The organism is Streptomyces sp. JH34 (assembly GCF_029428875.1).
In the GTDB taxonomy this organism is placed as follows: Bacteria; Actinomycetota; Actinomycetes; order Streptomycetales; family Streptomycetaceae; genus Streptomyces.
In genome coordinates this window covers 1,171,711-1,196,307 of sequence record NZ_JAJSOO010000001.1, presented here as the reverse complement: position 1 = coordinate 1,196,307, position 24,597 = coordinate 1,171,711, and the positions used below count along the sequence as shown (strand labels likewise).

General features: G+C 74.8%; 4 protein-coding genes. 3 read left to right on the top strand and 1 reads right to left on the bottom strand.

Going from position 1 to position 24,597, the window contains the following annotated elements:
- Nucleotides 1–17: 17 nt before the first annotated feature.
- Nucleotides 18–10,550 carry a type I polyketide synthase gene (locus tag LWJ43_RS05300; RefSeq protein WP_277331119.1) on the top strand — a complete coding sequence of 3,511 codons (10,533 nt, stop codon included), beginning with the start codon at nucleotides 18–20 and terminating at the stop codon, nucleotides 10,548–10,550.
- 412 nt (nucleotides 10,551–10,962) lie between these two features.
- Here the strand turns inward: LWJ43_RS05300 and LWJ43_RS05295 are convergent, their stop codons facing one another.
- Nucleotides 10,963–13,743 carry a helix-turn-helix transcriptional regulator gene (locus LWJ43_RS05295; protein ID WP_277331118.1) on the bottom strand — a complete coding sequence of 927 codons (2,781 nt, stop codon included), beginning with the start codon at nucleotides 13,741–13,743 and terminating at the stop codon, nucleotides 10,963–10,965.
- Nucleotides 13,744–14,381: 638 nt separating this feature from the next.
- Here LWJ43_RS05295 and LWJ43_RS05290 point away from each other — a divergent pair.
- Together LWJ43_RS05290 and LWJ43_RS05285 are read left to right on the top strand one after the other, a co-directional pair.
- Nucleotides 14,382–19,814 carry a type I polyketide synthase gene (locus LWJ43_RS05290; RefSeq protein ID WP_277331117.1) on the top strand — a complete coding sequence of 1,811 codons (5,433 nt, stop codon included), beginning with the start codon at nucleotides 14,382–14,384 and terminating at the stop codon, nucleotides 19,812–19,814.
- A complete protein-coding gene (locus tag LWJ43_RS05285; protein ID WP_277331116.1) occupies nucleotides 19,814–24,565 on the top strand; it encodes a type I polyketide synthase in 4,752 nt (1,583 codons plus the stop codon). Before LWJ43_RS05290 ends, LWJ43_RS05285 begins: the two co-directional genes overlap by 1 nt.
- The last annotated feature ends 32 nt before the right edge of the window (nucleotides 24,566–24,597 follow it).

The window sequence follows — 24,597 nt, the reverse complement described above, 5'->3', positions numbered from 1 at the left end:
AGGGAGCGACACCGACCGTGGACACATCTGTCGAGCAGATCGTCGAGGCGCTGCGCGAGGCCATGCTCGAGAACGAGCGGCTGCGCCAGGCCAACGACCGGATCTCCGAAGCCGCGCACGAGCCCGTCGCCGTCGTCGCCATGAGCTGCCGCTACCCCGGCGGCGTCAGCACGCCGGAACAGCTGTGGCAGCTGGTCGACGCCGGGGTGGACGCCGTGGGCGACTTCCCCGCGGACCGGGACTGGGACGTCGACGCCATCTACGACCCCGACCCCGACGCGCCGGGCCGCACCCATGTGCGCGAGGGCGGATTCCTCCACGACGCGCCGCGGTTCGACCCGGGGTTCTTCGGTATCAGCCCGCGCGAGGCCGTCGCGATGGACCCGCAGCAGCGGCTGCTGCTGGAGACGGCCTGGGAGGCCTTCGAACGCGGCGGCATCGACCCGCACACCCTGCGCGGCAGCCGCACCGGCATCTACGCCGGAGTCATGTACCACGACTACGGCAGCTGGCTCACGGACGTCCCCGAGGGCGTCGAGGGTTACCTCGGCAACGGCAACCTCGGCAGTGTCGCCTCCGGCCGCGTGTCCTACACCCTCGGCCTCGAGGGTCCGGCCGTCACCATCGACACCGCGTGCTCCTCCTCGCTGGTCGCCCTCCACCTGGCCGTGCAGGCCCTGCGCACCGGCGAGTGCGGCCTCGCCCTGGCCGGCGGGGTGACCGTCATGTCCACCCCCGACACCTTCATCGACTTCTCCCGCCAGCGCGGCCTCGCCCTGGACGGACGCTGCAAGTCGTTCGCGGAGGGCGCGGACGGCACCGGCTGGGGGGAGGGCGTGGGGATGCTGCTGCTGGAGCGGCTCAGCGACGCCCGCCGCAACGGCCACAAGGTGCTCGCCGTCGTGCGGGGCACCGCCGTCAACCAGGACGGTGCCTCCAACGGCCTGACCGCCCCCAACGGCCCCTCCCAGCAGCGTGTCATCCGCGCCGCCCTCGCCGACGCCCGCCTGGAACCCCGCCAGGTCCACGCCGTCGAGGCCCACGGCACCGGCACCCCGCTCGGTGACCCGATCGAGGCCCAGGCACTCCTTGCCACCTACGGCCAGGACCGCGAGGAGCCGCTGTGGCTGGGCTCGGTGAAGTCCAACATCGGGCACACCCAGGCCGCCGCCGGAGTCGCCGGGGTCATCAAGATGGTGATGGCCATGCGCCACGGCCGGCTGCCCCGGACCCTGCACGCCGGACGGCCCACCAGCCAGGTCGACTGGGAGGCCGGCGCCGTCGAACTGCTCGCCGAGCCGCGCGAGTGGCCCGCCCCCGGGGAGCTCCGCCGCGCAGCCGTGTCCTCCTTCGGGATCAGCGGCACCAACGCCCACGTCATCGTCGAGGCCGCCCCCGACCCGGAGCCGCGCGACGCGGAGCCGGTCTGGGACCGCCCGTTGCCCCTGGTGCTGTCCGCCCGTGACGAGCCGGGACTGGCCGCGCAGGCCCGCCGCCTCCTGGACCACGTGGAGACCGGCACCGATCCCGTGCCCGACGTGGCGCACACCCTGGCCACCACCCGCGCCGCCCTGGACCGGCGGGCCGTCGTCGTCGGCGCCGACCAGGCCGCCGTGACCGCCGGCCTCACCGCCCTGGCCGAGAGCGACCCGGCGTCCGGCGTGGTGCGCGGCGCACCGGCGGGGGAGTCCCGCATCGCGTTCGTCTTCCCCGGACAGGGCTCCCAGTGGGCGGGCATGGCAGCCGACCTGCTGGACGCCTCCGAGGTGTTCGCCGCCACCATGGCCGACTGCGCCGAGGCCCTCGCGCCCTTCACCGACTGGGACCTCCTCGCGACCGTGCGCGAACGCCGCCCGCTGGAACGCGTGGACGTCGTGCAGCCCGCCCTGTGGGCGATCATGGTGTCGCTGGCCGAGGTGTGGCGCGCGCACGGTGTGCGTCCCGCCGCCGTCATAGGCCACTCCCAGGGAGAGATAGCCGCCGCCTGCGTGGCCGGCGCCCTCAGCCTCTCCGACGGGGCCCGCGTCGTGGCCCTGCGCAGCCGGGCGATCGCCGAGGCGCTCTCCGGCCGGGGCGGCATGATGTCGGTGGCCCTGCCCGAGGCCCGGGCACGTGAACTCGTCGCCGCCCACGACGGGCGGGTCTCCGTGGCCGCGGTCAACGGCGCGTCCTCCGTGGTGCTCTCCGGGGACGCCGACGCCCTCGACGCCCTGCGCGAGACGATCGTCGCCGACGGCGGACGCGCCAAGCGGCTGCCGGTGGACTACGCGTCGCACTGCGCCCACGTCGAGTCGATCCGCGAACGGCTCCTCACCGACCTCGCGGACGTGCGGCCGCGCCCCGCCGACGTGCCCTTCTACTCCACCGTCACCAACGGCGTGCTGGACACCACCACGCTGGACGCCGGCTACTGGTACACCAACCTGCGACAGGGCGTCCTGTTCGAGCCGACCACCCGGACCCTGCTGGCCGCCGGCTACGGGGTGTTCGTCGAGTGCAGCCCGCATCCGGTCCTGCTCAACAGCATCGAGGAGACCGCCGACGCCGCCGACGCGACCGTCACCGGCCTCGGCTCGCTGCGCCGCGACGACGGAGGCGCGGAACGGCTGCTCACCTCGCTGGGCGAGGCGTTCGTGGCCGGCGTCCCGGTCGACTGGTCGCCGGTGTTCGCCGGGATGCCGGTGCGGACCGCCGACCTGCCCACCTACGCCTTCCAGCGCGAGCGCTACTGGCTCGGCCGGTCCGCGGCCGCCGGCGACGTCACCGCCGCGGGCCTGCGGAGCGCAGGCCACCCGCTGCTGGGCGCGGCCGTCCCGGTCGCCGGCGGAGGCACCCTGTTCACCGGCCGGCTCTCGCTGTCCACCACGCCCTGGCTGGCCGACCACGCGGTCTCCGGCACCACCCTGCTGCCCGGCACCGCGCTGGTGGAACTGGCGCTGAGCGCCGGCCACGACCTCGGCTGCGGACACGTCACCGAACTCACCCTGCAGGCACCCCTGCTGCTGCCCGAGCGGGGCGCCGTCCAGCTCCAGCTGCACGTGGCCGCCGCCGACGGCCAGGGGCACCGCGCGGTGACCGTCCACTCCCGCCCCGAGAGCGCGGACGAGGCCGCCTGGACCCTGAACGCCTCGGGCCTCCTCGCCCCGCAGTCCGCGCCGCCCGCCTTCGACCTCGCGGCCTGGCCGCCGCCCGGAGCCGAACCGGTCCCGGTGGACGACGCGTACGCGGAGCTGGCGGCCCTCGGCTACGACTACGGGCCGGCCTTCCAGGGCCTGCGCGCCGCCTGGCGGCGCGGCGACGAGACGTACGCCGACGTGGAACTGCCCACCGACGCGGGCGGCTTCGGCCTGCACCCGGCCCTGTTCGACGCCGCCCTGCACGCCGACGGGCTCGGAGCGCAGGGGCAGGAGTCGGCCCGGCTGCCCTTCGCCTGGACCGGTGTGTCGCTGTACGCCGCCGGGGCCACCGCCCTGCGGGTCCGGCTCCGCGGCGGCGACACCCTCTCCCTGGAGCTGGCCGACCCGACCGGTGCCCCGGTCGCCGCCGTCCAGGCCCTGGTCTCCCGACCGGTCGACGGCGGGGCGCTGGCCTCCCCGGTCCGCGCCGACGACCTGTACCGCCTGGACTGGCCCGTGGTGCCCGTACCGGCTGCCGCGACCCCCGCCCACGCCGTGCTGGACGAGGGCGGCACGGCAGCGCTCGCACCGCTGCCCGACTGGGTGGTCCTGCCGGTGGCCGGCGGCGACGACCCCGCCGCCTCGGTCCGCGAGGCGACCGGACGGGTCCTGAGCGCCCTGCACGACTGGCTGGCGGACGACCGCACGGCCACCGCCCGGCTGCTGGTCCTCACCGCGGGCGCGGTCACCACCGGCGAGGAGGGCCCCGTCGATCTGGCGGGCGCCGCCGTGTGGGGCCTCGTCCGCGCCGCCCAGGGCGAACACCCCGACCGCATCGTCCTCGTGGACACCGCCCCCGGGACTGCGGACGGCGACGAGGACCGGATCGCCGCCGCCGTACGCGCCGCGGCCGCGAGCGGCGAACCGCAACTGGCCCTGCGTGGGGACACCGTCCGGGTACCCCGGCTGGCCCGTGCCGTCGTACGGGGGAGCGCCGCCACGCTCGACCCCGACGGCACCGTACTCGTCACCGGAGGCACCGGCGTGCTCGGCGCCGTGGTCGCCCGGCACCTGGCCACCGCACACGGCGTGCGCCGCCTGGTCCTGGCCGGGCGCAGCGGCACATCGGCGGACGACTTCGCCGACCTCGCCGAGTCGGGCGTCCAGGTCGTCGTCGCCCGCTGCGACGCCGCCGAACGCGAGCAACTGGCCGCGCTGTTGGCCGAAGTGCCCGCCGCGCACCCCCTGACCGCCGTGGTGCACCTCGCGGGGGTCCTCGACGACGGGCTGGTCACCGACCAGACCCCCGAGCGCCTGGACGCCGTACTGCGCCCCAAGGCGGACGCCGCCTGGAACCTTCACGAGCTCACCCGGGACGTGGACCTGGCGGCGTTCGTGCTGTTCTCCTCGGCCGCCGGCACCGTCGACGGAGCCGGACAGTCCGGATACGCCGCCGCCAACGCGTTCCTCGACGCCCTCGCCGCGCACCGGGGCTCCCTGGGACTGCCGGCGCTCTCCCTGGCCTGGGGCTTCTGGGAGCAGCGCACCGGCATGACCGCCCACCTCACCGACGCCGACGTCGAGCGCATGACGCGCGCGGGGGTCCGGCCCCTGCCCACCGAGGAGGGACTGAGGCTGCTCGACACCGCGCTCGCCTCCGACGAGCGGCTGCTGCTGCCCATCGGCCTGGACCTGCGGGCCCTGCGCGGTGCCGACGGTGTACCCGCCCTGCTGCGCGGTCTCGTGCCCGCCCCCGCCCGCCGGGCCGCCGCCGCCCGGGCCGCCGGGACCTCGCTCGCCGACCGGCTGGCCGCCCTGGGCACCGCCGAACGGGACGCGGAGCTGATGGAGCTGATCCGCACCCAGGTGGCCGCCGTCCTCGGCCACGGCAGCGACATGGTGCTCGACCCGCGCCGATCCTTCCGCGAGGCGGGGTTCGACTCGTTGACCGCGGTCGAGCTGCGCAACCGTCTGGGCGGTGCCGCCGGCCTGCGGCTGCCCGCCACCCTCGTCTTCGACCACCCCGACGCCGACGCCCTGGTGCGGTACCTCCGCACGGAGCTCCTCGGCGTCGACGCCGGGGACGCCCCCGGAGCGGTGGCACCGGAGACGGCACTCCCTGCGGACGAGCCCGTGGCCATCGTCGGCATGGCCTGCCGCTACCCGGGCGGTGTCACCACCCCCGAGGAGTTCTGGCGGATGCTGGCCGACGGCGCGGACGGCATCGGCGACTTCCCGGACGACCGGGGCTGGGACCTGGACACCCTGTACGACCCGGAGCCCGGCAAACCCGGCCACTGCAGCACCCGCTCGGGCGGATTCCTCTACGACGCCGCCGAGTTCGACCACGACTTCTTCGGTATCGGTCCCCGCGAGGCCCTCGCCATGGACCCGCAGCAGCGGCTGCTCCTGGAGACCTCCTGGGAGGCCCTGGAACGCTCCGGGATCGACCCGCACAGCGTGCGCGGCAGCCGTACCGGGGTGTTCGCCGGTGTCATGTACCACGACTACGGCAGCCGGCTGCGCGACGTCCCCGAGGCCGTCCGCGACTACCTCGGCAACGGGAGCCTCGCCAGCGTCGTCTCGGGCCGGGTCGCCTACGCCCTCGGTCTGGAGGGCCCGGCCCTCACCGTGGACACCGCGTGCTCCTCGTCGCTGGTGGCGCTCCACCTGGCCGCGCAGGCACTGCGGCGGGGCGAGTGCACCCTGGCGATGGCCGGCGGCGTCTCCGTGATGTCGACCGTCGACACGTTCGTCGACTTCAGCAGGCAGCGCAACCTCGCCGCGGACGGCCGGGTCAAGTCCTTCGCCGACGCCGCGGACGGCACGGCCCTGTCCGAGGGCGCCGGTGTGCTGGTGCTGGAGCGGTTGTCGGATGCGCGGCGGTCGGGGCATCGGGTGTTGGCTGTGGTGCGGGGGAGTGCGGTGAATCAGGATGGTGCGTCGAACGGGTTGACGGCGCCGAACGGTCCTTCTCAGCAGCGGGTGTTGCGTCAGGCGTTGGTGTCGGCGGGTGTGTCGGCGGTTGATGTGGATGTGGTGGAGGCGCACGGTACGGGGACGGAGTTGGGTGATCCGATCGAGGCTCAGGCGTTGTTGGCGACGTATGGGCAGGGTCGGTCTGAGGAGCGTCCGTTGTGGTTGGGGTCGGTGAAGTCGAACATCGGGCATACGCAGGCGGCTGCGGGTGTGGCGGGTGTGATGAAGATGGTGTTGGCGTTGGGGGAGGGGGTGTTGCCTCGGACGTTGTATGCGGGTGAGCCGTCGCGGAAGGTGGAGTGGGGTGCGGGGCGGGTCCGGTTGCTGGATGAGGAGCGGGAGTGGGTGCGGGGTGAGCGGGTCCGTCGTGCGGGGGTGTCGTCGTTCGGTATCAGCGGGACCAATGCGCACGTGATCCTGGAGGAGGCACCCGACGACGACACCTCCCCCCGGTCCGACGCGGAGATCCCGGCTCCTCTGATGCCCGTCGTCGTCTCAGGGGCCACTCCCGAGGCATTGGCCGCCCAGGCCGGGCGGCTGCGTGCGGTCGCCGACGAGCGGATCACCGATCTCGTCCACTCGCTGACCACGGGCCGCGCCGGCCTCACCCACCGGGGCGCGGTCGTCGCCCGCGACAGGGACGAACTGCTGGCCGGACTGACCGCGCTGGCCGACGGTGCGACCACCGACCACGTCGTGCGCGGGCGGCCCGTCGCCGGCCGCACCGCCTTCCTGTTCACCGGGCAGGGCGCCCAGCGGACCGGCATGGGCCGCGGACTGTACGCCGCCCACCCCGCCTTCCGGCGGGCCCTCGACGAGGTCTGCGAGGCCCTGGACGCCCACCTGGACCGGCCGCTGCGGGAGGTCATGTGGGCCGAACCCGGCAGTGCCGACGCCGAGTCGCTCGACCACACGCTCTACACCCAGAGCGCCCTGTTCGCGGTGGAGACGGCCCTGTACCGCCTGCTGGAGTCCTACGGCATCCGCCCGGACCGCCTGGCCGGCCACTCCATCGGCGAACTGACCGCCGCTCACGTCGCCGGGGTCTGGGACCTCGCGGACGCCGCGCGGCTGGTCACCGCCCGTGGCCGGCTCATGCAGGCCCTGCCCGCCGGTGGCGCCATGCTCGCCGTGGACGCGACCGAGGACGAGGTGCTGCCGCACCTCGGCCCCGACGTGTCCCTGGCCGCCGTCAACGGCCCGCGCGCGGTCGTGGTCTCCGGCACGCGGGAGGCGGTGGACGCGGTCGCCGCCGCCTTCGCCGACCGCCGTACCAAGCGGCTGCGGGTCAGCCACGCCTTCCACTCGCCCCTGATGGACCCGATGCTGGCCGAGTTCGAGAAGGCCGCCCGCGAACTGCGCTACGCCGCGCCCGCGATCCCCGTCGTCACCGGCACGCACGCCACCGAGGAGGACCTGTGCTCGCCCGAGTACTGGGTGCGCCACGTGCGTGAGGCGGTCCGCTTCGGGGACGCGGTCCGCGCCCTGGAGGACGACGGGGTCCGCACCTTCCTCGAGCTCGGACCCGACGCCGTCCTGTCGGCCATGGGCCCGCACGCCCTCGCCGACCCGGAGCGATCGGCGTTCGTACCGGCCCTGCGCCGGGAGCGCGTCGAGGAGGTGACGCTCGCCGCGCTCGTCGCCACCGCACACGTCCGCGGACTGACCGTCGACTGGCAGCAGGTGCACGCGGGCACCGACGCCCGGCGCGTCGACCTGCCGACGTACGCCTTCCAGCGGCAGCGGCTCTGGCTGGACGACGGGCCCGGGGCGGCCACCGACGCAGGCGGGCTCGGCCAGTCGCCCGCGGGGCACCCGATGCTCGGCGCCGCCCTCACCCTGGCCGCCGCCGACACCGTCGCGCTGACCGGCCGCCTCTCCCTGGCGACCCACCCCTGGCTGGCCGACCACGCCGTCGCGGGAGTCGTCCTGGTGCCCGGCAGCGCCTTCGTGGAACTCGCCCTCCAGGCCGGTGACCGCGCAGGCTGCCCGCACGTGGAGGAGATCACCCTGGAACGCCCGCTGGTCCTTCCGCCGCGGGGTTCCGTGCACCTCCAGGTGACCGCCGCGGCCCCCGACGCCGACGGGCGCAGGCAACTGGCCGTGCACGCCAGGCCCGAGGGCACCGGAGGTGACTGGACCCGGCACGCCACCGGCGTACTCGCCCCGCGGACCGCGCCCGAACCGGCCCCCCTCGACGTCTGGCCCCCCGAGGGTGCCGTCCCCGTCGAGGTGAGCGGCCTCTACGACCACCTCGCCGAGCAGGGGTACGGCTACGGACCGCTGTTCCGCTGCCTGCGCGCCGCCTGGCGGCTCGGCGACGAGGTGTGCGCCGAACTGGTCCTGCCCGACGCCGACGCGGCCGACGGCTTCGGACTGCACCCGGCGCTCCTCGACTCGGCGCTGCACGCCATCGACCTGCTGGACGGCCAGGACCCGACCGTCATGACCCTGCCCTTCGCGTGGGAGGGAGTCACCCTCCACGCCACCGGCGCCACGACCCTGCGGCTGCGGCTCACCCCGCACGGCACCGACCACATGACCCTCGGCCTGTACGACGCCTCGGGCGCACCGGTCGCCGAGGCGGCGTCGCTGCGCATCCGCCAGGTGACGGCCGAGCAGCTGAACGCGGCCGCGCCCGCCCCGGGCGACCTGTTCGCCCTGCGCTGGACCCCGGCGCAGGTGACCGCCGACGGAGCGGCGGCCCAGCCCCGCACCCTGACCGTGACCCTGGACGACACCGCGGACGGCGACCTGCCGTCCCGGGCCCGCGGGACCGCCGTGCGCACCCTTGCCGCGCTCCAGGAACACCTGGCCGAACCGGCGGACGGCACCCCCCTGGTCGTCGTCACCCGTTCCGCGGTCGCCGTCGCCACCGACGGTGCACCGGACCCGGCGCAGGCCGTCGTCTGGGGCATGGTGCGCTCCGCCGCCGTCGAGCACCCCGGCCGGTTCGTACTGGCCGACACCGACGGCGACGACGCGTCCGCCGCCGCCCTCCCGGCCGCCGTCGCGACCGGCGCGCCCGAACTCGCCCTGCGGGCCGGCACGGTGTACACGCCGGAGCTGACCCGGGCCGACGGGCCCGGGCCCGTGCCCGCCGTCCCGCTGAACCCGGACGGCACCGTCCTCATCACCGGCGGCACCGGCAGCCTCGGCCGGCTACTCGCCCGGCACCTGGCCGAACACCACGGCGTCCGGCACCTGCTGCTGGCCGGCCGGGGCGGCCGGACACCGGACGCGGAAGGGTGGGAGGAACCCGTCGCCCCCGGCGCGCGGATCACCGTCGCCGCCTGCGACACCACCGACCGCGCCGCGCTGGCCGAACTGCTGGCCTCCGTTCCCGAAGCCCATCCGCTGACGGCCGTCGTGCACGCCGCCGGTGTCCTGGACGACGGTCTGCTCACCGACCTCACCGCCCCGCGCACGGAGACGGTGATGCGGCCCAAGACCGACGGTGCCTGGCACCTGCACGAACTCACCCGCGACCTGGACCTGGCCGCCTTCGTCCTCTTCTCCTCCGCCGCCGGCACCCTGGGAGCGGCGGGACAGGCCAACTACGCGGCGGGCAACGCCTTCCTCGACGCACTCGCCGCCCGGCGGCGTGCGGAGGGGCTGCCCGCCCTGTCACTCGGCTGGGGGCTGTGGGACACCGGCGACGGCATGGCGGCCGGCCTCGGCGAGGCCGAGATGCGCAGGCTGGCCCGCGACGGCATCCTGCCCCTGCCCGCCGACCGGGCGCTGTCCCTGTTCGACCGCGCCCTGACCACCGACGGTCCGTCGCTGCTGCCGATCCGCGTCCAGGTCACCGACGACGCCCCGGCCCTGGTCCGGGCCCTGGACCCGGCGTCGGCGCCGGCCCGCCGGGCCGTCCGGGCGGTGGAGGCCGCCCCGGAGGAGGCGGAGCCGTTGGCACGGCGGCTGGCCGCGCTCGGCGCCGCGGACGGCAGGCGGCTGCTGGTCGACACGGTGTGCGGCCACGTGGCCGATGTCCTCGGACACGGGTCCGGCGCTGCCGTCGACCCCGAACGCCCCCTGGGCGACCTCGGCGTGGACTCGCTCGCCGCTCTGGAGCTGCGCAACCGCCTCGGCGCCGAGACCGGGCTGCGGCTGTCCAGCACGCTCACCTTCGACTACCCGACGTCCGAGGCGCTCGCCCAGCACCTCTTCGAGGAACTGGGCGGGGCCGGGACCGACGAGGAACTCGTCGACGTCGAGGCCGAGGTGGTGCGCCTGGAGACACTGCTGGGCGCCGCGCTCGGCTCCGACGGGCTCGACGACGAACAGCGTGCCCGGGTGGCCGCGCGGCTCAGGGCCCTCACCGCCCGCTGGGACGGCTCGGCGCAGTTGCCGGACGCCGGAAAGGCCGGCGACACCGGGGATAAGGGGCTGGAGGCGGCCACGGCCGACGAGCTCTTCGGCATCCTCGACGGCGAACTCGGCAGCTTCGGCTGAGTCCTCGAACGCCCGGACGGGTGGGCCCGGGGCGCGTGTACCGCGCCCCGGGCCCACCCGTCCTCGTACCCGCCGGTGAGCGGGCGCCCCGGTGTGCGGCGTGGCAGCCGGCGCGACGCGCGGGCCCTGGACGGGGCGTGCGGCCTTCGGCGCCGGCACGTCCGTGCCTTTTCCGTCCCCGCGCTGTGCCTGCCGGATTTTCTGCCGGATCCCGTGCCCGGATCCGCGCGCGTACCCGGGCACGGCCGTGACGGTGCCCGTGCCGCCGGCCGGGCGTGGCCCGGCCGGCGAAAAGGCCCCCTCCCGAGCCCGTGGGGACTCGTGAAGGGGGCCGTGCGGTACGGGGAGATGCCGGGTCCCACCGTCCTGGGGACCCGGCGGATCCGGGCGGATCCGGGTTGGAGCCTGAGGGTCAGCCCGCCGAGGAGTGGGTGGCCGCCCAGCGGTCGGACAGTTTGGGGATGCGGTGCTCCAGCATCTTCGGCGGGAGTTCGGACCGGCTGGCCACGTGCAACTTGCGGTAGACCCTGGTGAGATGCTGTTCCACCGTGCTGATCGTGACATGCAGCCGGCCACTGATCTCGCGGTTGGTGTACCCGAGCGCGGCCAGGCCCGCGACCCGGCACTCCGCGTCGCTCAGGATGGCCGAGCCCTCCGTCTCGGACCCCTCGGACTGGCCGGGATCCTCCAGCAGATGAGCGTCGACCGGTGAGTCGACGCTGCACGCCTCCGCCTCACGGGCCGCCTGGCGGGCGACCAGCCGGGCACGGGCGTACTCGCCCAGTTCGTAGTGCGCCGCGGACAGGTCGGCGTACGCCTGGGACAGGGTGTGCTGGTCACCGCACAGCTTGAGCAGGTCGATCGCCTCACGCAGCAGCGAGGCACGGCGGTGCGGCTTGCTCGTGGCGGCCAGCATCCGCAACGCCATCGCCCGCGCGCGGGAGCTGTGACCGCCGGGCAGCCGAAGCTGCTCCTCGGCGCACTCCCGCGCGGTGCGTGCCTTCCCGATCCGCAGATTGGCCAGGGCGAGGTCGGACCGCCAGGGGATGCCCTTCTGCAGGCTGGAGTTCCCCTGCCGCATCAGGCCGCTGCACGTCTCGAAGTCGTTCAGCGCGGCGAACGGCCGGTCGGTGAGGAGGGAGTGGTGTCCCCGGGCCCGCAGGTACTGGATGCCGAAGACCGTGCGGAACATGGGCTCGGGGACTTCCCGCTTGAGCACCCGCTCGGCCTCGCCGTAGGCCCCCATGGCCGTGTGGGCGAAGATCGCCGTCGACAGCGGGAGTCCGGCGAGGACCCCCCAGCTCCCGTCGTGGAGGCTGCTCAGGGCTCTGTCGGCCCCCTCGGCGGCGGTCGTCATGTCACCGCGGAGCAGCGCTATCTCGGCCCGAACGCTGCCGAGCAGCGCCTGCCACGTGGTCGCCCGGCGTTCGACCGCGGACTCCAGCAGCGCGTCGCAGGCTTCGGCGGCGACCGCGGGCCGGTCGGCATGGGCGATCGCGAGGAGCGCCATCGCCACCAACTCGAGGTTGAGGTGGTCGAGTTTCCGGCCCTGCAGGGCCTGGGCGACGGCTGCGGCGGAGTCGTCCGTGGCGACGCCGCCGACCAGAACCGCCACCTGTGCGGCGAGTCCGCCGTTGCGGTCGGCGGGAGCCAGCCGGCGCGCGTCGGCACCGGCACCGCGGGGGCTCCTGGCGGGCAGCGCGACGCCGTAGAACCACTGCCGTACGAACTCGACCTCGACGAGTATCTGCGCGTCACCGGGGGTGTGCGCGGGCACCAGCGTGGCCACGGTCTCCGCGGCCAGTTCGGTGTCACCCTGCCAGAGCATGTGCCGCAGGACCGTGGCGGTGTCGCGCATGCTCAGCGCACCGTCCAGCGCGGGCCGGCGCAGCGGCTCCAGATGGGCCGACGCGGCCGCGGGGTTGACGCGCCACTCCGCCCGGGCGAGGGCGGCCGAGAGGGCGTTGCGCTCCTGCGGGTCGGTGCAGTCGCGCAGCATCAGGTTCAGGTAACTGCTGCACGACTCCACGTCGTCCGCGGCCAACGCCTGTTCGGCGGCCGCGCGCAGTACGCCCGGCCCCCACGGTCGCGGGACCCGGTCGGCGGCGCGCAGGTGCCGGGCCATGTCGCCGACCGGTGCGCCGCACCGGTACAGCAGGTCGGCTATGCGCTCGTGCAGCGTGCCACGCGCGGTGGCGTCCATGTCCTCGAGCACCGCCGTCGCCGCGGCCGGCAGCCGGAAGACGTGACCGTCGAGCAGCCCCACGGAGTTGAGGGCCTCCACGGCCTGCTCGACACCGGCGGGCGTGGTGTCGGCCAGCTCCCCCACGACGCCCGCGGAAGCCGGTGCGCCCAGGGCGGCGAGGGCCCGGATCACCCGGATGTGGCGTGGTTCGCCGCGGTGCACGAGCGAAAGCACCGCCTGGCGGTAGGCGGTGCTGGCGACGGGCCGGTCCAGATCGCGGCCGAAGCGGGTGCTGTCGTCCAGCAGGGCGTGCACCAGCAGGGGGTTGCCGGCTGTGGCCCGGTGGAAGGCGCGGCCCACCCCGTCGGGCCGGGCGGCCGCCGACTGGGCGGCGATCAGCTCGCCGACGCCTCTCTCGGACAGGGGGCCGAGACGGGCCCGGCGGTGCGGCCGGCGGATCAGCTCGGCGTGGGAGGCCGAACGTCCGGTGCCGGGATGGCCGGACGTGGCGCACACCACGAGGACGGGCCGGAAGCGGCTCCTGTCGAGCAGATGGACGACGGCGCCCAGCGAGGCCTCGTCCATCAGATCGGCGTCGTCCACGGCCACCACCAGGGGGCGGTCGCCGTCCGCGAGCCGCAGCAGCGCCCTCGTCGCTCCCGCATCCGGATCACCGAATTCCATTTCGGCTCGGCGCTCGGAATGCCGGAAGAAGGGGTCCGTATGCCCGCCCGCCGGTCGAGCGGGGTCCGCAACGGGCTCCACCTCGCCGTTGCGCAGCAATTGCCGTAACAGGCTCATCGGCCGGTCGCGCTCGGCCGGGTGTGCCGTGCCCTGGAGTATGCGTGCGCCCGATCGGCCCGGAGCGGCCAGGAATTCGTGCAGAAACTGGGTCTTCCCGGAACCGGGGCCACCTGTGACTATCACCAGGCGTCCGGATCTTCGAGTGCTTTCGGTGAACGCTTCGTTAAGTATGTGTAATTCTTTGGAGCGGTCGAAAAGGCGCAAGGTGTTCCCCCTGTGTCCAGTAACGCCCGTGGATTCGCGCCCGTCTGGGGTGAAGTGCTGTTGCATGGGATCGGTCCGAGTCCCCGTTTCACCTGCATTTTTTCTGTTCGAGAGCGGTTGTCGCAGTACTGAGGAGGTGGCTCTCGATGTCGCGGTACAGCTTCCTGCGGCAGCCCCTGGTGCGAGTGCAGCAAGAATGAATGCCGGTCATTTGTGGCGCGATTCGATCGGTTCGGCAAGTCTTTCCGGAGGGAGGAAAATCAGCCACTCGATCAAACAAACAGCGAGGTTATAGGGCGTTGTCAACGTTGTCAACCAGGCCCTTCCGGAAGTTACTTCTCACTCAGGATGCCGCTCGGAGGCGGCTTTCCCCGGTCAGTTGATTTACCGGGAAGTAAAGAAAAGAAGCGGGCCGCCGCACGCGCGACCCGGGCACGTTCCCGTTCGGCGCTGCCCGTTCGGGCACTCCGGCCGACCGCCCGCGGGCGGGCTCGCGCCCCCTGGGGGCCGTAGGGGTATCAGACGCCACCGCCCCCTACCTAGCCTCCGTCAACGGAGGGGGAAGCGGACCGGGATCCCGTCCGGAGACAGTCCGCAGGACCGAGGCCCACTTTCGATCCCGATCGGATGGCGCGCTGGTGAACAACGAAGAGCAGCTGCTCGACTACCTCAGGCGGACGACCGCGGACCTGCGGGAGGCACGACGCCGGCTGCGCGAGAACGAACAACGCGCACACGGACCGGTGGCCATCGTCGGCATCGGCTGCCGCTACCCGGGCGGTGTCACCTCGCCCGAGGCCCTGTGGGACCTGGTGGCGACGGGGACCGACGCCGTGTCGGAGTTCCCGGGCGACCGCGGCTGGGACGTGGACGCCCTGTACGACCCCGACCCGGACCGGCCCGGCACGACCTACGCACGCACCGGTGGCTTCCTGTACGACGCCCCCGACTTCGACTACGACTTCTTCGGCATCAGCCCCCGTGAGGCCCTCGCCATGGACCCGCAGCAACGCCTGCTGCTGGAGACCTCCTTCGAGGCGTTCGAGCGGGCGGGCATCGTCCCGGCCTCCCTGCGCGGGAGCCGCACGGGCGTGTTCGCCGGCGTGATGTACAACGACTACGCCACCCGGCTCGACACCGTCCCCGACGACCTCGACGGCTACCTCGCCAACGGCAGTGCCGCGAGCATCGCCTCCGGGCGCATCGCCTACACCTTCGGCCTGGAGGGCCCGGTCGTCACCGTCGACACCGCCTGCTCGTCCTCACTGGTCGCCCTGCACTGGGCGGTGCGCGCGCTGCAGGCCGGCGAGTGCTCCCTCGCACTGGCGGGCGGGGTCACCGTGATGTCCACCCCGGAGACGTTCGTCGACTTCAGCAGACAGCGCGGCCTCGCCCCCGACGGCCGCTGCAAGGCCTTCTCCACCGCCGCCGACGGCACCGGCTGGGGCGAGGGCGCCGGCATGCTGCTCGTGGAACGCCTGGCCGACGCACGGCGCAACGGCCACCCGGTGCTCGCCGTGGTGCGTGGCAGCGCCGTCAACTCCGACGGCGCCAGCAGCCGGCTGACCGCACCCAACGGCCCCTCCCAGCAACGGGTCATACGCCAGGCGCTGGCCGGCGCCGGCCTCACCGCCGCCGACGTCGACGTCGTGGAGGCACACGGCACCGGCACCTCGCTCGGCGACCCGATCGAAGCACAGGCCCTGCTGGCGACGTACGGCCGCGAACACCCCGCCGACCGGCCGCTGCTGCTGGGCTCCGTCAAGTCCAACCTCGGCCACACGCAGGCCGCCGCCGGCGTCGCCGGGGTCGTCAAGATGGTCATGGCCATGCAGCACGGCGAGGTGCCGCCCACCCTGCACGTCGACACCCCCACGGACCAGGTCGACTGGGACGCCGGAGCGGTCGAACTCGCCCTGGACCGGAGCCCCTGGCCCGACACCGGCCGTCCGCGCCGCGCGGCCGTCTCCTCCTTCGGCATCAGCGGCACCAACGCCCACGTGGTGCTGGAACAGGCCCCCCTCGAAGAGGAACCGGAGGCCGCCCCCGGCGCCGTCGCGGCACCGGCCGTCGCGGTCGCAGGCCCCCGTGCCGCCACACCCGTGCCCTGGATCGTCACCGGCCGCAGCCCCGAGGCCCTCGCCGGCCAGATCGCCCGCCTGCGCGAGCACCTCACCGGACGCGGCGACACCGCTCCGGCGGACATCGCGCTCTCCCTGGCCACCACCCGCACCCACTTCGAGCACCGCGCCGTCGCCGTCGGCATGGACACCGACGCGCTGCTGGACGCCCTGGGCACCGCGACCCCGCTCACCCCGGTCGGCGGCAGGACGGCCTTCCTCTTCACCGGACAGGGCGCCCAGCGGCCCGGCATGGGCCGCGAACTGCACCGCGCCCACCCGGTCTACGCCGAGGCGTTCGACGCGGTGTGCGACCTCGCCGACCCCCACCTGGAGCGCCCGCTCGGCGAGGTGATCGACGGCGACCCCGAACTGCTGACCCGTACCGACTACGCGCAGATCGCGATCTTCGCCACCGAGGTGGCCCTGTACCGGCTGCTGGAGTCGTGGGGCGTGGTGCCGGACTACCTGGCCGGCCACTCCGTCGGCGAGCTGGCCGCCGCCCACGTCGCCGGAGTGCTCTCCCTGCCGGACGCGGTGTCCCTCGTCCTCGCCCGGGGCGGCCTGATGGCGGCGCTCCCGGCCGGCGGTGCGATGGCCGCGCTGCGGGCGACCGAGGAGGAGGTCACCCCTCACCTGGACGAGCACGTCGGCCTCGCCGCCGTCAACGGTCCCCGCTCCGTGGTGGTGTCGGGGACGGAGGAGGCCGTCGACGCACTCGCCGCCCGCTTCGAACGCGGCAAGCGGCTCAAGGTCTCCCACGCCTTCCACTCGCCGCTGATGGACCCGATGCTGGAAGCCTTCGCCGAGGCGGCCTCGCGGTGCGAGTACCACGAGCCCCGGATCCCGGTGGTCTCCACCCTCACCGGCGTCCTCGCCGGTCCCGGCGAGCTCACCACCCCCGGCCACTGGGTGGACCACGTCCGCCGCCCCGTCCGGTTCGCCCCCGCCCTCGACACTCTGCACGACCTGGGCGTACGGGCGTTCCTCGAGGTCGGCCCGGACGCGGCTCTCACCGCACTGGCCGCCGAATGCCTGCCCCCGGACAGCGTGTGCCTGCCCGTCATGCGCCGTGACGGCGACGAGCCGCACGACCTCGTCACCTCCGTGGCCCGGCTGCACGCCGCCGGCGGAACCGTGGACTGGGAGGCGTTCCACGCCCCGCACCACGCCCGGAGCACCGGCCTGCCCACCTACGCCTTCCGGCGGACCCGCCTGTGGCTCGAGGCCGCCGCGGGCGGCACCGGCGACGCCGACGGGCTCGGACAGCAGACCACCGGCCATCCGCTGCTCACCGCCGCCACCGAACTGCCCGACACCCAGGGCGCGGTCCTCACGGGACGGCTGTCGCTGTCCTCCCACCCCTGGCTCGGCGACCACGCCGTCCACGGCACCGTCCTGCTGCCCGGCACCGCCTTCGTCGAGATGGCCCTGCGGGCCGCGGCGCAGACCGGCTGCGACACCGTGGGTGAACTCACCCTGCACGCCCCCCTCACCCTGCCGGAAAAAGGCTCCGTGGCCGTACAGGTCGCCGTCGACGCGGAACGTGACGGACGCCGTGAACTGACCGTCTGGTCACGCCGCAGCGACACCCCCGACACCCCGTGGACCCGCAACGCCGGTGGCGTCCTGACCGTCGCGCCCTCCGACGGCGTACCGCCCGCCGACCCCGCCGCCTGGCCGCCCGCCGGTGCGGAACCCGTGGACCTGGAAGGGCTCTACGACCGGCTGGCCCGCACCGGATACGGCTACGGTGAGGTCTTCCAGGGCCTGCGCGCCATGTGGCGCCGGGGCGAGGAGCTGTACGCCGAAGCCGCCCTGCCCGACGGAGCACGCACCACCGCCGGAGCCTTCGGCCTCCACCCGGCCCTGCTGGACGCCGCCCTGCACGTGAACCTGCTGGACCTGCCCGGCGGACAGGCCGTGCTGCCGTTCGCCTGGAGCGGCGTCACCCTGCACCGGGCCGGCACCGACCGCCTGCGCCTGCGCCTGTCCCCGGAGGGCAACGACACCGTACGCGTCGACCTGGCCGACGGGGACGGCGCACCCGTCGCCACCGTGCGCGGCCTCGTGGCCCGCCCCGTCACGGCCGAGCAGCTCACCGCCGACGCCGACGACCCCCTGTACCGGATCGACCTCGTCCCGGTCCCCGGCGCGGCCCGGACGGACCTGTCCGACCTGGCCGTGTGCGGTGCCGAAGCGGGCCTCGACGCACCCCGGTACCGCGACCTCGCCGCACTGGCGGACGCGGGCGACGTGCCCGGCACGGTCGTCCTGGCCGTACCCGCCGACCCCGCCACCGGCGCCGACCTGCCGGAGCGGGCACGCGACCTGGTGGGCACCACCCTGGACACCCTGCGGCTATGGCTCGACGACGAACGCCTCACGGGCCGCCGGCTCGCCGTACTGCTGCGGGGCGACCACCTCGCGCACGCCCCGCTGTTCGGCCTGGTGCGCGCGGCGGCGGCCGAGAACCCCGGCCGGTTCCTGCTGATCGGCACCGACGCCGGCACCGCACCGGACACCGCCCTCGCCACGGCGCTGGCGTCCGACGAACCGGAGACCGTGGTGCGCGACGGCGAGGTACGCGTGCCGCGCCTGGCACGCGCCAAGCCCGGCGGCCCCCACGTCTGGGACCCGGACGGCACGGTCCTCGTCACCGGCGGCACCGGAGGCCTGGGCGCCCTGATCGCCCGTCACCTGGTCACCGAACACGGCGTGCGACGCCTGCTGCTGGTAGGCCGGAGGGGCCCGGACGCCCCCGGCGCGGCCGGCCTCCGGGACGAACTCGCCACGCTCGGCGCCGAGGTCACCCTCGCCCGGTGCGACGTCGCGGACCGCGCCGACCTCGCCGCGCTTCTGGGCCGGCACCCGGTACGCGCCGTGGTGCACGCCGCCGGCGTCGTCGACAACGGCGTCCTGGCCACCCTCGACGCGGACCGGGTCGAACGGGTCCTGCGGCCCAAGGTCGACGCCGCCTGGCACCTGCACGACCTGACCCGGGAGTCGGACCTGTCCGCGTTCGTCCTGCTGTCCTCCACCGCGGGCCTGCTCGTCGGCGGCGGCCAGGCCAACTACGCGGCCGCCAACACCTTCCTCGACGGCCTCGCCGCCCACCGCCGCTCCCTCGGTCTGCCCGCCGTCTCCCTGGCCTACGGCCTGTGGGCATCGGACGGCGGCATGAGCGCCGGCATGGACGCGGCCGACCTGGAGCGGCTGAGCCGTCTCGGCCTGCCGCCCCTGGCGCCCGCCCAGGGACTGCGCATGTTCGACGCCGCCCTCGGCGCCGAGGACGCCCTCGTGGTCCCCGTCCGCCTGGACGGGGCCGCCGTACGGGCCCGGCCCGACGGTGTGCCCGCGCTGCTGCGCGGACTCGTCCGCCCCGCGGCCCGCAAGGCGGGCGCCGGGGCCGCCGACGGCCCCTCGTCGGCCACCTGGCGCGAACGGCTCGCCGCCCTGCCCGAAACCGAACGCGACCGTGCCCTGCTCGATCTGGTCCGCACCCACGTGGCCGGCGTGCTCGGGCACCCCTCACCGCAGTCGGTGGACCCCGGACGCGCCTTCCAGGAGATGGGCTTCGACTCGCTCGCCGCCGTCGAACTGCGCAACCTCCTCGCGGGCGCCACCGGTCTCAGCCTCCCGGCGACGCTGGTCTTCGACCAGCCCTCGCCCCGCACCCTCGCCGCCCACCTCAAGACCGAACTGGTCCCGGGACCGGCCGACCTCGCCCGGACCGCCCTGGCCGACGTGGACCGCCTCGAGGCCGTACTGCTCGGCCTGCCCGACGAGGACGGCAGCCACACCCGCGTCACCGCACGCCTCGAAGCCCTCCTCCGCGGCTGGCAGGACGCCCGCGGCGGCGACGCCGCGCCCGCGCCGGCGCAGGACTTCAAAGAGGCCAGCGACGCGGAACTCTTCGCGACGATCGACAACGAACTGGGAGCCCTGTGATGGAAGACCCGGCAACGGCCGACAAGCTCCGCGACTACCTGAAGCGGGCCACGACCGAGCTGGAGCGCAGTCGGCGCCGCGTGAGGGAACTGGAGGAGCAGGACCACGAGCCCGTCGCCATCATCGGTATGGGCTGCCGCTACCCCGGCGGGATACGCACCCCCGAGGACCTGTGGCGCATCGTCGACGAAGGCGTCGACGTCGTCTCCGACTTCCCCACCGACCGCGGCTGGGACGTGGACGCGCTCTACGACCCCGAGCCCGGGTCCCCCGGCAAGACCTACGTGCGCCACGGCGGGTTCCTGCACGACGTCGCCGAGTGCGACCCCGCCTTCTTCGGCATCAGCCCCAAGGACGCGCCCGGCACGGACCCCCAGCAGCGCATGCTGCTGGAGGTCACCTGGGAGGCCTTCGAACGTGCCGGCATCGACCCCACGGCCGTGAAGGGCACGCAGACCGGTGTCTTCGTCGGCCTGATGCACCACGACTACCTCGGCGGCACCATCTCCGGCAGCATCGTCTCCGGCCGGATCGCCTACACCCTCGGACTCGAGGGCCCGGCGGTCACCATGGACACCGCCTGCTCCTCCTCCCTGGTCGCCCTCCACTCGGCGATCCAGTCGCTGCGCAAGGGGGAGTGCTCCCTCGCCCTGGCGGGCGGGGCCGCCCTCATGGCCAGCCCCGAGATGTTCGTCGAGTTCAGCGAGCGCCGCGCCCTCTCGCCCGACGGCCGCTGCCACTCCTTCTCCGACGACGCCGCCGGCGCCGCCTGGGCCGAGGGCGCGGGCATGCTCCTCGTCGAGCGGCTGTCCGACGCCCGCCGCAACGGGCACAAGGTGCTCGCCGTCGTGCGCGGCAGCGCCGTCAACCAGGACGGTGCCTCCAACGGCCTGACCGCGCCCAGCGGACCGGCCCAGGTCCGTGTCATCCAGCAGGCCCTCGCCGACGCCCAGCTGGCCCCCCACCACATCGACGCGGTGGAGGCCCACGGCACCGGCACCACGCTCGGTGACCCCATCGAGGCCCAGGCCGTCATCGCCGCCTACGGGCAGGACCGCCCCGAGGGCCTGCCGCTGTGGCTGGGCTCCATCAAGTCCAACATGGGCCACGCCCAGGCCGCCGCCGGAGTCGGCGCCGTCATCAAGATGGTCATGGCGATGCGCCACGGCACCCTCCCCAGGACCCTGCACGTCGGCACGCCCACCACCGCCGTCGACTGGAGCGCGGGCGACGTCGAGCTGCTCACCGAGCCCCGCCCCTGGGGCGGCGACGGCCGGCCGCGCCGCGCCGGCATCTCGTCCTTCGGCATCTCGGGCACCAACGCGCACACCGTCCTGGAGGAGGCCCCGGCGACCGAGGACGACGGGAGCGCCCCGCACCGCACCGGGCTGCCCGTCGTGCCGTGGCTGCTCTCCGGCAAGGGCGCCGACGCCGTGCAGCGGCAGGCGGAACGGCTGCTGGCCGCCGCCGGCGACCTCGACCCCTACGACGTCGGCCACTCCCTGGCCACCACCCGCTCCCTGTTCACCCACCGCGCCGCCGTCACCGGACGCGACCGTGACGAACTGCTGGCCGCCCTGCGCGAGGTCGCCGACGGCACCCGGGCGCCCGTCGTGGCACCCGAACCCGGCCGCCTCGCCGTGCTGTTCTCCGGACAGGGCTCGCAGCGTCCCGGCATGGGCCGCACCCTGCACGCCGCCTTCCCGGTGTTCGCCGCGGCCTTCGACGAGATCTGCGCCGCCTTCGACGAGCACCTGGACCGGCCGCTGCGCGACGTCATGTTCGACGAGGACGCCGACGGCGCCGACGCACCGCTGCACCGCACCGTGTACACCCAGGCGGCGCTGTTCACCTTCGAGACCGCCCTCCACCGGCTGCTGGAGCACTGGGGCGTCCGCCCCGACCTGCTCGCCGGACACTCCATCGGCGAGATCGTCGCCGCCCACGTCGCCGGAGTGCTCGACCTGAAGGACGCGGTCACCCTGGTCGCCGCCCGGGGCCGCCTCATGCAGGACCTTCCGGCCGGCGGCGCGATGGTGTCCCTGCGCGCCACCGAGGCCGAGGTCCTCGCGCTCCTCACCGACGGCGTCGACATCGCCGCCGTCAACGGCGCACGCTCCGTCGTGGTCTCCGGTGACGAGGCGGCCGTCCTCGCCGTCGCGGCCCAGGCCGAGAAGAGCACCCGGCTGAAGGTGTCGCACGCCTTCCACTCGCACCGCATGGACCCCATGCTGGAGCCCTTCCGCGAGGTACTGGCCGGCCTCACCTTCCACGAGCCCGCGCTCCCGGTCGTCTCCAACGTCACCGGCCGGATCGCCGACGACCTGACCGACCCCGACTACTGGGTACGGCACGTCCGCGAGGCCGTCCGCTTCCACGACGGTGCCACCACGCTCGCCGCCGAGGGTGCCACCCGTTTCCTCGAGATCGGCCCGGACTCGGTGCTCAGCACCATGGCGCAGGACGTGGTCCCCGACGCCATCGGCACCCAGCGGCGCGACCGTGCCGAGGACACCGCCCTCGTCGACGCCCTCTGCCGACTCCACCTCACCGGCACCGGCCCCGACTGGCGGACGGTCTTCACCGGCGGCCGCACCGTCGACCTGCCCACCTACCCGTTCCGCAGGGACCGGCACTGGGAGGACGCCCCCATCCTGCAGGCCGAACGCCAGGCCGCCTCCGGCGGCGACGCGGGCGACCCGTTCTGGGACCTGGTGCGCGAGCAGGACGTGAGTGCCGTCGCCGCCACCCTCGGTCTCGACGACGAGTGTTCCGTCGCCGCCGTCGTACCCGCCCTCGCGACCTGGCACGGCCGGCGACAGGCGCACGCCGCTGCGGACGGGCTCCGCCACCGCGTCACCTGGGAACCGCTGGCGCCTCCCGCCACCCCGGCGCTCGGCGGGACCTGGCTGGCCGTCGTCCCCGCGTCCACCGCCGACGACCCGTGGACCCGCGCGGTGACGGAGGGCCTGGCAGGCAACGGGCTGCACGTCGACGTCCTCACCGTGCCGGACACCGCCGACCGCGCCGCACTGGCCGACGCGCTCACCGGCCGGACCCCGGCCGACGGCATCCTGTACCTGCCCGCCCCGGCGACGCGGCCGGCCGCCCTCGCCGCACTCGTCCAGGCCCTCGGGGACACCGGCGCCGACGCCCCGCTGTGGTGCGCCACCCGGGACGCCGTCGCCCACGGAGCCGGCGCCACCGTCACCGGCTTCGCCCAGGCCGCACTGTGGGGCCTCGGCCGGGTCGCCGCCCTCGAGCACCCCGACCGGTGGGGCGGTCTCGTCGACCTGCCCGCGGAGGCCGGTCCGCGGACCGTGGCCCGTCTGGCCGCGCTGCTCGGCGACGCCGGCGGCGAGGACCAGGTCGTGATCCGTGAGTCCGGTGCCCACGGACGCCGGCTGGAGCACGCCCCCGCACGCGCGGGCGCCCCCTGGAAGCCGTCCGGTACCGTGCTGGTCACCGGCGCCACCGGCGCGGTCGGTGCCGTCGTCGCCCGCCGGCTCGCCGCCGAGGGCGCCGAACACCTGCTGCTCACCTCCCGCCGTGGCCCCGACGCCCCCGGCGCCGACGACCTGGTTCGTGAACTCACCGCCACCGGTACCGGTGTCACCCTGACCGCCTGCGACGTGAGCGACCGGTCCGCACTGGCCGGCCTGCTGGACTCCGTACCGGCACAGCACCCCCTGACGGCCGTCGTGCACCTGGCCGGCGCCCTCGACGACGGCGTCCTGGACTCCCTGGACGCCGACCGGTTCGCCCGCGTCCTCGGACCCAAGGCGGACGCGGCCCTCCACCTGCACGAACTGACCGCCGGGCTCGACCTGTCGGCGTTCGTGCTGTTCTCCTCCCTGACCGCCACCGTCGGCGGCGCCGGCCAGGCCAACTACGCCGCCGCCAACGCCTACCTGGACGCCCTGGCCGAGCACCGCCACGCGGCGGGACTGCCCGCCACCTCCGTGGCCTGGGGCCCGTGGGGCGGCGACGGCATGGCGGCGCACGGCGCGGTACGCGCCTCGGCCCGGGCGATGGGCATGTCCCTGCTCGACCCGGACACCGCCCTCACCGCGCTGCGCCGCGCCCTGGACGGCGGTGACACCACCGTCACCGTCGCCGACGTCGACTGGTCGGTGTTCGCCCCCGCGTTCACCTCGACCCGTCCCAGCCCGCTGCTGTCCGCACTGCCCGAGGCCCGCCGCACCACGAGCGGCCCGGACGGCGCGAACGCGGCCGACGGCTTCGCCGAGAAGCTCGCGGGACTCACCGGAGGGGAACGCGAGCGGGCCCTGTACGACCTGGTCTGCGGCCAGGCCGCCGCCGTCCTCGGATACGGCGACGCCGGCGCCGTCGAACCGACCACGGCGTTCCGCGACCTCGGCTTCGACTCGCTCACCTCGGTCGACCTGCGCAACCGGATCAGTGGCGCCGCCGGAGTGCCGCTGCCGGCCACGCTCATCTTCGACTACGCCACACCCGCCGCCCTCGCCAAGTACCTGGGCACCGAACTCGCCGGCGCGGACACCTCCGTGGACGCCGTGGTCGCCGAGCTCGAACGGGTCGCCGCCCGGCTCGGCGACCTCACCGCCGAGGACCTGGAGCAGAGCAGGGTCACCACCCGGCTGCAGACCCTGCTCAAGGACCTGGACAAGACCCTCGGCCAGGACGCGGCAGCCGTCACCGGCCGTCTCGAAGAGGCCTCCGCCGACGACGTGTTCGCGTTCATCGACAAAGAACTCGGCTCGGCGTGACCCGGCACTCCCACGACACGACGGCCCACCCG

Bases quoted from the DNA above. Each gene is read 5' to 3' on its own strand.
- LWJ43_RS05285 (WP_277331116.1), top strand. From the start codon at position 19,814: ATGGAAGACCCGGCAACGGCCGACAAGCTCCGCGACTACCTGAAGCGG.